This is a genomic window from Tenacibaculum finnmarkense genomovar ulcerans (assembly GCF_900239495.1).
In the GTDB taxonomy this organism is placed as follows: Bacteria; Bacteroidota; Bacteroidia; order Flavobacteriales; family Flavobacteriaceae; genus Polaribacter; species Polaribacter ulcerans.
Map to the genome: position 1 here is coordinate 75,448 of NZ_OENE01000003.1, position 12,330 is coordinate 87,777.

The 12,330-nt window shown below is 31.7% G+C and carries 12 protein-coding genes and 1 tRNA gene; 8 read left to right on the plus strand and 5 right to left on the minus strand.

Annotated features, from left to right (window positions below; genetic code table 11):
• Positions 1 to 35 precede the first annotated feature (35 nt).
• The 4 genes from purD to rnpA all read right to left on the minus strand — a co-directional run bounded on the left by purD (position 36) and on the right by rnpA (position 5,114).
• Positions 36 to 1,310, minus strand: a complete 1,275-nt coding sequence (gene purD / locus DPIF8902391_RS00340) for a phosphoribosylamine--glycine ligase (protein ID WP_172504711.1) — start codon at positions 1,308 to 1,310, stop codon at positions 36 to 38.
• Between the two features lie 88 nt (positions 1,311 to 1,398).
• Complete coding sequence (locus DPIF8902391_RS00345; protein ID WP_172504712.1) at positions 1,399 to 3,078, minus strand: DUF6909 family protein; 1,680 nt, start codon at positions 3,076 to 3,078, stop codon at positions 1,399 to 1,401.
• Positions 3,079 to 3,115: 37 nt separating this feature from the next.
• Complete coding sequence (locus DPIF8902391_RS00350; RefSeq protein WP_198912910.1) at positions 3,116 to 4,741, minus strand: S41 family peptidase; 1,626 nt, start codon at positions 4,739 to 4,741, stop codon at positions 3,116 to 3,118.
• The gene (rnpA, locus tag DPIF8902391_RS00355) at positions 4,731 to 5,114 is read right to left on the minus strand and encodes a ribonuclease P protein component (RefSeq protein ID WP_058884051.1); all 384 of its coding nucleotides are present in this window, start codon (positions 5,112 to 5,114) and stop codon (positions 4,731 to 4,733) included. Before rnpA ends, DPIF8902391_RS00350 begins: the two co-directional genes overlap by 11 nt.
• A 266-nt stretch (positions 5,115 to 5,380) precedes the next feature.
• Here rnpA and DPIF8902391_RS00360 point away from each other — a divergent pair, with 266 nt between their 5' ends.
• From DPIF8902391_RS00360 to DPIF8902391_RS00370, 3 genes are all read left to right on the plus strand, one after another.
• On the plus strand, positions 5,381 to 6,559 hold the full coding sequence (locus DPIF8902391_RS00360) for an acyl-CoA dehydrogenase family protein (RefSeq protein ID WP_058884052.1): 1,179 nt from the start codon (positions 5,381 to 5,383) through the stop codon (positions 6,557 to 6,559).
• Between the two features lie 691 nt (positions 6,560 to 7,250).
• The gene (locus tag DPIF8902391_RS00365; RefSeq protein WP_172504713.1) at positions 7,251 to 7,958 is read left to right on the plus strand and encodes an energy transducer TonB; all 708 of its coding nucleotides are present in this window, start codon (positions 7,251 to 7,253) and stop codon (positions 7,956 to 7,958) included.
• A 44-nt stretch (positions 7,959 to 8,002) separates the two neighbouring features.
• Positions 8,003 to 8,299, plus strand: a complete 297-nt coding sequence (locus tag DPIF8902391_RS00370) for a carboxypeptidase-like regulatory domain-containing protein (RefSeq protein ID WP_172504714.1) — start codon at positions 8,003 to 8,005, stop codon at positions 8,297 to 8,299.
• A 138-nt stretch (positions 8,300 to 8,437) separates the two neighbouring features.
• Here the strand turns inward: DPIF8902391_RS00370 and DPIF8902391_RS00375 are convergent.
• Positions 8,438 to 8,519 (minus strand) — tRNA-Leu (locus tag DPIF8902391_RS00375).
• Positions 8,520 to 8,644: 125 nt separating this feature from the next.
• On the opposite strand from DPIF8902391_RS00375, the gene DPIF8902391_RS00380 reads away from it, so the two are divergent.
• The 5 genes from DPIF8902391_RS00380 (at position 8,645) to DPIF8902391_RS00400 (ending at position 12,239) form a co-directional block, all read left to right on the plus strand.
• Complete coding sequence (locus tag DPIF8902391_RS00380) at positions 8,645 to 9,586, plus strand: ribose-phosphate pyrophosphokinase (RefSeq protein ID WP_172504715.1); 942 nt, start codon at positions 8,645 to 8,647, stop codon at positions 9,584 to 9,586.
• Between the two features lie 26 nt (positions 9,587 to 9,612).
• Positions 9,613 to 10,188: a 50S ribosomal protein L25/general stress protein Ctc gene (locus tag DPIF8902391_RS00385; protein ID WP_058884056.1), complete on the plus strand. Its 576-nt coding sequence runs from the start codon at positions 9,613 to 9,615 to the stop codon at positions 10,186 to 10,188.
• A gap of 115 nt (positions 10,189 to 10,303) precedes the next feature.
• A complete protein-coding gene (gene pth / locus DPIF8902391_RS00390; RefSeq protein ID WP_172504716.1) occupies positions 10,304 to 10,870 on the plus strand; it encodes an aminoacyl-tRNA hydrolase in 567 nt (188 codons plus the stop codon).
• A 116-nt stretch (positions 10,871 to 10,986) separates the two neighbouring features.
• Positions 10,987 to 11,478 carry a hypothetical protein gene (locus tag DPIF8902391_RS00395; protein ID WP_172504717.1) on the plus strand — a complete coding sequence of 164 codons (492 nt, stop codon included), beginning with the start codon at positions 10,987 to 10,989 and terminating at the stop codon, positions 11,476 to 11,478.
• A 5-nt stretch (positions 11,479 to 11,483) separates the two neighbouring features.
• Positions 11,484 to 12,239 (plus strand): LVIVD repeat-containing protein, encoded by a 756-nt coding sequence (locus DPIF8902391_RS00400; RefSeq protein ID WP_144430004.1) that lies wholly within the window; start codon positions 11,484 to 11,486, stop codon positions 12,237 to 12,239.
• The last annotated feature ends 91 nt before the right edge of the window (positions 12,240 to 12,330 follow it).

Sequence of the window (12,330 nt, forward strand, 5' to 3'; positions counted from 1 at the left end):
CAACTCCTTTTTTATTTTATAATAATTTCGATTATTTATACTAAATCAAAACCAATATCTTTTCTGTAATTCATTCCTTCAAAAGAAATTTTGTCAATGCTTTTGTATGATTTATCAAGCGCTTCTTGAATAGAATCTCCAAAAGAAGTAACTGCCATAACTCTTCCCCCGTTTGAAACTACTTTACCATCTTTATCGGTTGTTCCTGCATGAAAAACAGTAGAATCTGTCGCCAATTCAAAACCTGTAATTTCTTTTCCTTTTTCGTAGGCTTCAGGATATCCGCCAGCAACCAACATTACTGTTGTTGCTGTTTGAGAGGTAACTTGGTATGATTTTTCATCCAAAGTTCTGTTTGCCACACCTTCGAATAAATCAACTAAATCAGATTTAATTCTTGGTAAAACAACCTCTGTTTCAGGATCGCCCATACGTACGTTGTATTCAACAACAGATGGGTTTCCGTTGTCGTTCATTAATCCGATAAAAATAAAGCCACGGTAGTCAATTCCATCTTTCTGTAAACCATCAATTGTTGGTTTTACCACTAAATTTTCTACTTTTTCAAGGAAATCATCCGTAGCAAAAGGAACAGGAGAAATAGCACCCATTCCACCAGTATTTAAACCAACATCGCCTTCGCCAATACGTTTGTAATCTTTTGCTGAAGGTAAAATTTTATAATTTTTTCCATCAGTTAAAACAAATACCGAAAGTTCAATTCCTTTTAAAAATTCTTCAATAACTACGGTTGCCGAAGCTGCTCCAAATTTTTCATTTGAAAGCATTTCTTTTAATTCAGATTTTGCTTCTTCTAAATCGTTTAAAATTAAAACACCTTTTCCACCGGCTAATCCATCAGCTTTTAAAACATACGGAGGCGCTAAGGTTTCTAAAAAAGCGTGTCCTTTTGCTAGTGTTTGGGCAGTAAATGATTCATACTTTGCAGTAGGAATATTGTGCTTAATCATAAATTGTTTCGAAAAATCTTTACTTCCTTCTAATAAAGCACCATCTTTTTTAGGACCAATTATAGCAATGTTTTTTAATTGCTGATCAGCTAAAAAGAAATCGTGAATACCTGCTACTAAAGGCGCTTCAGGACCTACAACAACCATATTAATTTGGTGTTGTAAAACCACTTCTTTTACTTGATTAAAATTGGTTGGATTGATAGCAATATTTGTAGCTACAGCGCTTGTACCTGCGTTACCAGGAGCTACAAAAAGCTTTTTTGTTTTGGTACTTTCTGAAAGCTTTTTTGCAAAGGAATGCTCTCTTCCTCCTGATCCTAAAATTAAGATATTCATGGTATGTTGTGTTGTTGTGTTATCAATGCAAATATAAAATAACAAAAAAGGCTATTTAAAAAAATAGCCTTTTTTGTTGAAATAATTATTAAAATATCTGTTCTAGTATTTTTTGTGTAATGGCATAAGTTGGTGTAACGCCACTCATTCCTAAACCTCCAGAGGCAAGAGTTGCTCCTGTTTCTAGCGGGTTGTCAGATGCGTAATAAGCATATCGAACTTTTACATCTTCACGGATATTTCCTCTAATTTTAGAGGCCGATTGAATGGCTTTTTGATAATGTGCGCCTTCCATTTCTAAACCAATCACATTCCAGGTAGAATCATGGAAAAATTCAAGTAAATCTTTATTTTGTAAAGAGGTTCCTAATACACTAACCATTGTTCCTTCAAAAACGTTTACACCAAAGCCTTCTAAATCATCTTTGGTTAATTCATTTTCAAACGGATAATTATCGGCAGTACCTTCAAAAATATGTGCCGAAGGAATCATAATATCACCTTTTCCACCTTCTAAAATTCCTGCTTTCCCCATAATAGAAACCGAATCAACATTTAAATGAACTGTTTTTTCAGCGGTTTTATAAGGTTTTAGTAATTCATCCATGGTTTCAAAAGCTTGTTCACCAAAAGCATAATCCATTACAATAATAACAGGTTTTTGATCGGCAGAATTTACTTTCTTAAAAGAAGTTGTTTTAAAATCTATTTTTTCGGTATCAATAATTTGAACATTGATATTGGTTCCTGAAGTATCTTTTAAATAAATTAACCCATTTTTAGACGCATGGTTTTTAACAGCTTTTTGTAAAGGTTGGCTGTTAGAGTTACTCAATACTTCAAAAAGTTCAAAACCTTTGTGTTTTTTAAATTCTTGAGGCAGGGCACTTTTGGCATAAATGCTATTCATAACACTGTGCATATTTGCACTAATAATATGAATAGGACGCTCTAATAAGTTGTTGTCAAGTAATGTTTTTTTAATGCTATTTGCCCAAATTTCACCATAAAAATGATGTCCAATTTCTTCAATTAAAGCGGTACTAAATTTTACAGAACGTTTTTGTTCGTTGGCTGTTTCGTTAATGGCTAATTTACCTAACCAGTAAATTAAATGGAAAAATCTGTTTGGTTTTTCTTCGGATGCAAAGGTATTATAGGCTTCGTAAACCTCATCATAAGTTCGCCCTAGAATGTTTCCAAGATGTACCACAATTACGTCTTTTTCTTGGTCTGAAAGCGTTTTGTTATAAAGAACAACATCTTCTAAAAGAAGCCATTCTCTAATAAAACCATCTTCGTTATCAGAAACAACACGGTCTTTTATTTTGTGAGATTCAATAAATAAAAAGGTAATATGTGTAAGAATATCGTAAATTTCAGAACGCCCACGCGTAATTTCGATATTCATTTGATCTTTATCAATACGGTAACAATTTCTTCTTCTTTTAGGAGGAATAATTGTTTCGAATTTTGAATTTCGATATCCTTCATCGGCAGTTAAATTGATAAACTGACACTCTTCAATACCTTCAGGCAATCGTTCAATAATGTAAACTAAACCATTTAATTCGGTTTTATCTTCGGCAATTGAACCATAAATTTCAGGTCTTAATTGCAGTAATGATTTACGCAATGTTTCTCCTGAAATTCCCATGGGTTTATAAAAACCACGACTAAATAAATGACGCATTGAAATGTATAATTTTTCAATAGCGTTGGTTGATTCTTGCGCTCTACTACGTTCTTTATGGTTGGGTTTTGACATTTTTTTTGGGTTCAAAGATACAAATATGTTAGAGATGTTATCTTGTTAAAATTTTGTTATACTTTTTTTGATTCTTTAATAGATGTACTGCTTTACTTATGGTTTTGTCATTTTGAAGCTGATGTGCAAATAGCCCTTGTTTATAAACGTATCTTTTTATAATTTGATTTTGTATTTCTGTACTTAAAAAAGCTTCGTTTAGGCTAATTTGATCAACTTTATCTGCCTTTAATTTGTTGATTATTTTTTGATATTCCGATACAATAGCGTTGTTCTTTTTTACAGAAATATAGGCTTTTTTAAATAATTTTTCTTGAGTTGTTACAAAGCTAGTATCGATTGTAAGTAAGTAATTTTTAAAATCATTAAAATTTGTAGCTTTAAAAAGAAAGTTATCTGTTGCTAAATTGGGGTTTTTATGGGTGAAATCGGTAACAAAATTAAAAATAGCTTTTGATTTTAGTAGCTTTTTTGTTTCTGTTGATTTTTTAGAAAACCCTGTTTTTACATCGGGTGTTACCCCACCGCCATCATAAACTGTTCTTCCGTTTTTTGTTTTGAATGTACTTACAATTCCATCAGAAAATTTAGGAACTTTGCCTGTTTTAATATTTCTGTTACTATAATCTAATTCTTGAATACAACGTCCGCTAGGTGTATAATATTTTGAAATAGTGGCTTTCATTTGTGTGCCGTAATTTAGTTTAAAATAACGTTGCACTAAGCCTTTACCGAAAGAGCGTTCGCCCATAATAACGGCACGGTCATAGTCTTGCAAAGCACCCGATACAATTTCAGAAGCCGAAGCCGAACGGTCGTTTATTAAAACAACAACAGGAATTTTAGTATCTAAAGCTTCTCTTTTTGTTTTATAAATTCTGGTGTTTTTTTTAGTTTTTCCACGAGTATCGACAACTTTTAAACCTTTATCGATAAATAAATTGGTAATATTTACAGCATCGAATAATGAACCACCAGGATTGTTACGCAAATCAAAAACCAAGTTTTTCATGCCTTTTTCCTTGAGCTCGTTGAAGGCATTGGCAACTTGTTCGGTGGCTTTTTGACTGGTGAATTTTGTTAAAACGATATAACCTGTTTGAGCATCAATCATGCGGTAAAATGGAACGGGGTTTACTGTAATTTTATCTAGTTTTAAGCTGATTTTTTTGGTGTTTCCGTTGCTGTTAACGCCTAAATAAAGTGCTTTGTTAGGCGTTCCTTTTAGCATTTGTGCGTATTGGCTTTTGGCTATTTCTGTTAAATTTTGCCCGTTGATAGTTGTAATAATATCGCCTGCTTTTAGCCCAGCTTTATCAGCAGGAAACCCCTTGTAAACCTCTGAAATAAGAATGCCTTTTTTAGTGTAATAAACAGCAATACCAATACCTCCGTATTCCCCTTCACGACCAATACGAGCGTCTTCAACGTCTTGCTCGTTGTAAAAACGGGTGTAAGGATCTAAGTTTTTAAGCGTATTTTTAATGGCTTTATCAGTCAATTCTCCAGGATTAATTTCATCAATATAATTGATGTTTAATTCCTTGAATAAATTGTTGTAAATTTCTATTTGTTTTGCAATTTCAAAAAATCGGGATTGAAATGAAAAAAAAACAGCAATAATTACAAGTAAACCAAAAAAAAGCGCTTTTTTATTCTTCATTTTTATGAGTTTCAGCGACAAATAGTGTTAATAATTTTTTCATTTTAACCTCCAAATCGGCATAAGTCCATTCATCTCTTGCAATATAAGAAATCATAAATACATATGGCTTATTTACAGCATCATACACGGTGTATTTTTCTTTTCGATAGGTTTCGCGTAGTAAGCGTTTTATGCGGTTTCTGTCCACCGCACTTTTAAAGTTTCTTTTTGGAACAGAGACTCCTACCTGAACAGGGAATTTTGAAGTGTGTTCGGTTTGTATATATACCATTCGAAGTGGAAAAACTTTAACTGATTTTCCTTCTTCATAGAGCTTGCCTATTAGCTTTTTGCTCTTTAATCTTTCTTGTTGTCCTAGTGTAAATTTCATGTGCTACAAACATACATAAACCTACACAAAACTGCACAAATCTATTGTAAAAACCTTTTTTAAGTATTTTTTAATTCTTGCTTTTAATTTTTTTATATTTAGACCTATAAAGTACTTTGTAAAGTTCAAAACTTTATAGTGATGCCTAGCCCCGATTGTAGCAATTGTTTGAGCTCCTTTTTTGATTTTTTTCAAAAAAGAGCGAGTGCGGAAAGCGGGAAATAGCTCCAAAAAAAAATCCTTTAAAAAAACCTTAAAACAACTGTATGAAACCTGATTTATTTCAAGCTCCTGATTATTATCAAACCGATGATTTATTAACAGATGAACATAAACTTATTCGTGAAACTACTCGTAATTGGGTTAAAAAAAAGGTGTCTCCAATTATTGAAAATGCCGCGCAAGAGGCTAAGTTTCCTAGCGAATTGATAAAGGGATTAGCCGATGTTGGTGCTTTTGGCTCATATATTCCTGAGCAATATGGCGGTGCTGGTTTAGACCAAATTTCCTACGGATTAATAATGCAAGAATTGGAGCGTGGCGATAGTGGTATTCGTTCAACTGCTTCGGTGCAATCGTCATTGGTAATGTTGCCTATTTATAAGTATGGAAATGAAACGCAGCGACAAAAATATTTACCAAAATTAGCGTCGGGTGAGTGGATCGGAAGCTTTGGTTTAACCGAGCCAAATCACGGGTCTAATCCTAGTGGGATGGAAACCAAATTTAAAGATATGGGAGATCATTATTTGTTAAATGGTGCAAAAATGTGGATTTCTAACGCACCTATTTGTGATGTTGCCGTAGTTTGGGCTAAAAATGAACAAGGACGGGTTCATGGTTTGCTTGTAGAAAGAGGTATGCAAGGTTTTTCGACTCCTGAAACTCATCATAAATGGTCGTTAAGAGCTTCGATTACTGGGGAGCTTATTTTTGATAATGTAAAAATTCCGAAAGAAAATATATTGCCTAATAAATCGGGTTTAGGAGCGCCTTTGTTATGTTTAGATTCTGCTCGTTATGGAATTGCTTGGGGTGCAATTGGAGCAGCGATGGATTGTTATGATACCGCCTTGCGATATGCAAAAGAGCGTACACAATTTGGTAAACCGATTGGGCAGTTTCAGTTACAGCAAAAAAAATTAGCCGAAATGATTACCGAAATTACCAAAGCGCAGTTGTTAACATGGCGATTGGGTGTTTTAAAAAATGAAAATCGGGCAACGTCGGCGCAAATATCAATGGCAAAAAGAAATAATGTGGAAATGGCAATAAAAATAGCCAGAGAGGCACGACAAATTTTAGGTGCTATGGGAATATCGGGCGAATATTCGATTATGAGACATGTAATGAATTTAGAAAGTGTAATTACCTACGAAGGAACACATGATGTGCATTTGTTAATTACAGGCTTGGATATTACTGGTTTAAATGCTTTTAAATAAGAAGAAATACGCTAAAAATTAAGCCCCCCAGCTTACATTGTAGTTATTTCTTCTTATAATAAAGCACACTAAATGAACTGTTTTAAAAAAAGAAGAAGGGCTATACACGTTAAACCACCAACATATATATAGAGAACTTCTTCTTAAAATCAACTATTAAAAATTTAAATACAATTTCTTATTCCTTTTTCTTGCTTGTACCTATAAGAATTAAAAGAGTGGCTACTAAGCCCACACAAACAAGTGCGAAAAATCCTATTATAACGGTACCGTATGTCCAAGAAACTAAAGGTAAATTAATCAATTGTATCATATTACTTACTTTTTGCGACAAAAATAGCAGTACTGTTTTGTTTAAAATATGACATTTATCATGTTTTTAATAACAACTAAGAAAGCTTGTTTTTTATAGAACGAAAAACACTAGGAAGTATTGGCTTTTTTTAAGTATTCGTAGGGGTTATACCTATAGAAAAAGAGATGAAATTAGGGTTATTTTGTTTATTTAAGAAAACTTTAACTTAACATTGAGTTAAAGTTTTCTTAATATTATTTTTTTCATTGAGCTTATTTTGTTCACTTTCTTTGTGGTTGTTATGATGTATTTTATTGCTAATTATTCTTATTAAGTCTAAATAATTATTAAATTAGCACTGAAATTAACATTATAAACAGTAAACCCCCCCGTGTTATGAAAAAGTTATTAGTATTGATTTTGACTGTTTGTTTATCAATAAACATATGTGCTCAAAAGGTGTGTGAATCTTCAAAAGAAATTGTGGAAGATTTAAATAGTATTAGCATTGCTAAATGTGATATTAAAAAAACGAAAAAGAAGCATACTAAAAAAACCAGAGAAATTCCTGTAACTAGAAGAAGTTTAAAAAAACGTAAAATAACCAAGGGAGTAGGAGCGGGTATTGCTAAAATTCATATTAGTCCTCAAAATGAAAATCAAAAATTAGCCCTTGAAAAAGAACCTTCTTTAGAGAAAGATATAATTAAAATCACCAATAAATTATCAAAAGAAGAGTTAGATAAAGCGGTTAAATTTAATAAGGTAGATAAAATTCCACTATTTAATGCTTGTAAAAATGTAAGTAAAACAAGACGTGCTTTTTGTTTTAATAAAAATATGGTAAATCATATTTCGACACATTTTAAGTATCCAACCGATGCTATTCGAAAATCAATACAAGCAAATATGTGGGTGAGTTTTATTATTGATAAAAATGGTGAGGTAAAAAATATTAAAACACTTGTGCATAAAAATGGGGCTTTATTACATAAAGAAGCGCTTAGGGTTGTTGCTAAATTACCGCAATTTATTCCTGGAAAAAAACAGGGTAAACGTGTTTCTGTAAAGTATGGTTTTCCAATTTCATTGGCGTTAGAATAATTAATTTGTAAACAAACCTAATCAAATAACTAAAACAATATAAAATGTTTAAAAAAACACCGTTCTTTTTTTTGATGATTTTTAGTGTTGCTTTATCGGCACAAATTAGTTTAAAAGGAAAGGTTTACGATGAGTATTTAGACCCTTTACCTAATGTAAGTATAAAATCGTTACAAAGTACTGCAGCAACAACTTCGACTAGTGCTGGGGATTTTACTTTAATAATAGCCCGAAAACTTCCGTGTATTATTCAAGTTTCTGCTACTGGGCATAAAAAAGAAGTGATTCAAATTAAAAGCTTAGATCAAGAATTGAATATTGTTTTAAAAGAGCTTAAATAGTAGTGGTTTTCTCTTTATTTTTTGTTCATATTTTATTTTTGATAAAAAAAAACTGAACAAAAACTGCTCATTTTTATCTTTTGAAAAAAATAACCTATTAATTATCAGTTATTTAATAATTAATAGGTTAAAAATATGTACTCGAGGCGGGAATCGAACCCGCACGACCTAAGTCACTGGATTTTGAATCCAGCGCGTCTACCAATTCCGCCACTCGAGCATTGTATTGGTACTGCAAATCTATAAAATTTTTTTAATTAAATTCACTTAAAATAACTTTTAAACTCTTAAAATAGTTTTACTTTTGTGGCAACAACAACATTAACTTTTAACAAAACCTTGTAAATGCCTACAGATCAACTAAGTCCGAAAATTTTTGCCTGTTCTCAAAGTATCGAACTTGCTAAAGAAATTGCTAAAGAGTACGGAATACCACTAGGAGATGTAACAACAACACATTTTAGTGATGGTGAATTTCAACCAGCCTTTGAAGAATCTATTCGAGGAAGAAGAATCTTTTTAATTGGATCTACATTTCCATCAGCAGATAACTTAATGGAAATGCTATTAATGTGTGATGCGGCTAAACGTGCTTCTGCAAGGCATATTACCGCAGTGATGCCTTATTTTGGATGGGCACGTCAAGACAGAAAAGACAAACCTCGTGTAGCTATTGGTGCTAAATTAGTGGCAAAATTACTAGAATCAGCAGGAGCTACCAGAATTATGACCATGGATTTACATGCTGATCAAATTCAAGGATTTTTTGAAAAGCCAGTAGATCACTTATTTGGTTCTACTATTTTCTTACCATATGTAGAAAGTTTAAACTTAGATAATTTAACCATTGCTTCACCTGATATGGGTGGATCAAAAAGAGCTTACGCATACTCTAAATTTTTAGAAAGCGATGTGGTAATTTGTTATAAACAACGTCAAAAAGCCAATGTAATTGCTTACATGGAATTAATTGGTGAGGTAAAAGGTAAAAATGTAATTCTTGTCGATGATATGATCGATACAGGAGGAACACTTACCAAAGCTGCCGATTTAATGATGGAAAGAGGTGCTTTAAGTGTGCGTGCAATTTGTACACATCCTATTCTTTCAGGTGATGCGTACGAAAGAATTCAAAACTCTAAGTTAACGGAATTGATTGTTTCAAATACAATTCCATTAAAAAAGAGTGTGTCTAAAATAAAAGTGGTAAATTGCGCCTCTTTATTTGCTGATGTGATGCGTAAAGTTCATAATAACGTGTCAATTAGCGATGAATTTTTAATGTAAATAAATTTAATAAATAAAACAAAGTAATGAAATCAATTACAATCAACGGATCAAAAAGAGAAAGCGTAGGTAAAAGAGCAACTAAAGACTTACGTAATGCTGGAAAGGTTCCTTGCGTATTATACGGAGGAGAAGAACTTGTTCATTTTTCAGCAGCTGAAAAATTATTCAAGCCTTTAGTATTTACTCCAGATGTATTTACTGCTACGATTGAATTAGATGGTGCAAAATACAGTGCTGTTTTACAAGATATCCAATTTCACCCTGTAACAGATGCTATTTTACACGTAGATTTTTATCAAATTTTTGATGATAAAGAACTTACTATGGATATTCCTGTACGTTTAGTAGGAGTAGCAAAAGGTATTATGTTAGGTGGGGCTTTACGTCACAACTTACGTAAGTTAAAAGTAAAAGCTTTACCAGCTAATTTACCTGACTTTATTGAAGCTGATATTACTGAATTAGCTATTGGTAATAAATTATATGTTACTGAGTTAAGAAACGATAAATATACTTTACTACACCCAGATAACACTGTAGTTGCACAAGTTCGTATGTCTCGTAATGCTGCAAAAGCTGCTGCTGAAGCAGAAAATTAGAAATTTTTATACAATAAAAGAAGAAGCGTTACCGTTGTGTAACGCTTTTTTTTTATTTTTGAATTTATTTTTTTACAAAAGCTTTTTTAAAGTATAATCAACAGATAAAAATCCGATGAAGAAATTTTTAATCGTAGGTTTAGGTAATATTGGAGAACAATACCACAATACTCGTCATAATATAGGTTTTAAAATAGTAGATGCTTTTGTAAAAGAACACGATGCTAGTTTTGAAACTGAAAAACTTGGTGACATTGCCAAGCTTAAAATTAAAGGAAAAACAGTCGTTGTTTTAAAACCCAGCACTTACATGAATTTAAGTGGAAAAGCGGTTATGTATTGGATGCAACAAGAAAATATTCAAGTTGAAAACCTATTAATAATCACCGATGATTTGAATATTGATTTCGGAAAACTTCGCATCAAACCAAAAGGAAGTTCAGGCGGACATAATGGTTTAAAAGATATTCAAGCAAAATTTAATACAGGCGCATATCCACGTTTTCGCTTCGGAGTTGGGGCAGATTATGGCAGAGGTCGTCAAGTAGATTATGTTTTAGGAACATGGAGCAAAGAGGAAGAAAGTGAATTAATTGAACGTATTCCAACTTCTGTAAACGCTGTTACTTCTTTTATTACCGCAGGAACGGCAAATACCATGAACGAATTTAACGGCAAATAAATTAAGAATATATTATTTTCTAAGCTTATTTTTTGATGAAAATTATTTATAATTATTATAAATAAATAATTGTTTTTTTAAAATTAGTATTATTTTTGATGTCTAAAGACTTGACTATGAAAATTCTAATACTATTCTCTTTTTTTATCTTTTCCAGTTGTTTTGATATTGGCTGTACTGATCCAGGATATGATAGTTTTAAATCGTCTTACGAACCTATTACCATAAAAAGAGCCGATTTAAACACTTCTATTGCTTTTCAAGATAATATAGAAATGACTGAATCGTCTAAAATTTATATTTTTAACGATTATATTTTTATAAACGACAAAAGAAAAGGCTTTCATATTTTTGATAATTCCGACCCAAAAAATCCCGTAAAGAAGAAATTCTTAAAAATACCAGGCGCTACCGATATTGCTATTAGAAACAATACTTTTTTTATCAACCAAGCAACCGATTTAGTATCGTTAAGCATCGATTTGAAGACCTTTAAGTTGAATATTGATAAACGATTAGAAAATGTTTTTCCCAGATTAGAATCACCAGATGGTTTTTATGAATCGGTTAAAAAGGAAGAAATTATTGTTAATTGGATAAAAAAATAAAGGCGATGAAAAAGATATATACGCTACTAATTATAGCTATTTTGACGCTTAGTATTTCTTGCAGTCAAGATTCGAGTAATAACGATGTTTCAAGCAATCAATCTGCTGACGGAATGGGTGGTTCTTTAGCTACTTTTATTTTAAAAGATGCTTATTTATACACCGTTGATTTTTTTAAACTAACTGTTTTTAATATTGCTGATACTAAAAACCCTGTAAAAGTAAATACTATTGATGTTGGCTTTAATATTGAAACCTTATTTAGTTTTGATAATTATTTATTTATCGGCTCACAAAATGCGATGTTTATTTATGATATTACCAACAAAGAATTGCCTAAAAAATTAGCCCAATCTAATCATTTTACATCTTGCGATCCTGTGGTTGCCAATGGCACAAATGCCTATGTTACTTTGCATACGAACAGCAATTGTCAGGGAGCGGTAAATGAATTAAAAACCTATGACATTACCGATATTAAAAACCCAATATTATTAAACAATAGAAATTTAACACAGCCTAAAGGATTAAGTTTATATGCCGATAATTACTTATTAGTTTGTGATGATTCGGTTAAAATTTTTGATATATCAAACCCAAAAGATTCAAAATATATTACTGAAATCCCTACAACAAATGCCACGGATATTATCATCAGAAATAATCATGCGTTTATTATTTCTGAAAACAGTATTGATCAATATCAATTAGATGCCACGAATATTTCAAAATTCACTAAAATAAGTACTTTTAATTTTTAGAGCCTGTTTAAATTTCATTTAAAAACGTTTTATTTTAAACGAGGACTTAAACAAAAAAAGCGATATAATTTTATATAATTATATCGCTTTT

Coding starts and splice junctions, on each gene's coding strand:
- pth (WP_172504716.1), top strand. CDS start 10,304: ATGAAGAAATTTTTAATCGTAGGTTTAGGTAATATTGGAGAACAATAC.
- DPIF8902391_RS00380 (WP_172504715.1), top strand. CDS start 8,645: ATGCCTACAGATCAACTAAGTCCGAAAATTTTTGCCTGTTCTCAAAGT.
- DPIF8902391_RS00400 (WP_144430004.1), top strand. CDS start 11,484: ATGAAAAAGATATATACGCTACTAATTATAGCTATTTTGACGCTTAGT.
- DPIF8902391_RS00345 (WP_172504712.1), bottom strand. CDS start 3,078: ATGTCAAAACCCAACCATAAAGAACGTAGTAGAGCGCAAGAATCAACC.
- DPIF8902391_RS00365 (WP_172504713.1), top strand. CDS start 7,251: ATGAAAAAGTTATTAGTATTGATTTTGACTGTTTGTTTATCAATAAAC.
- DPIF8902391_RS00370 (WP_172504714.1), top strand. CDS start 8,003: ATGTTTAAAAAAACACCGTTCTTTTTTTTGATGATTTTTAGTGTTGCT.
- DPIF8902391_RS00385 (WP_058884056.1), top strand. CDS start 9,613: ATGAAATCAATTACAATCAACGGATCAAAAAGAGAAAGCGTAGGTAAA.
- DPIF8902391_RS00350 (WP_198912910.1), bottom strand. CDS start 4,741: ATGAAGAATAAAAAAGCGCTTTTTTTTGGTTTACTTGTAATTATTGCT.
- DPIF8902391_RS00360 (WP_058884052.1), top strand. CDS start 5,381: ATGAAACCTGATTTATTTCAAGCTCCTGATTATTATCAAACCGATGAT.
- DPIF8902391_RS00395 (WP_172504717.1), top strand. CDS start 10,987: ATGAAAATTCTAATACTATTCTCTTTTTTTATCTTTTCCAGTTGTTTT.
- rnpA (WP_058884051.1), bottom strand. CDS start 5,114: ATGAAATTTACACTAGGACAACAAGAAAGATTAAAGAGCAAAAAGCTA.
- purD (WP_172504711.1), bottom strand. CDS start 1,310: ATGAATATCTTAATTTTAGGATCAGGAGGAAGAGAGCATTCCTTTGCA.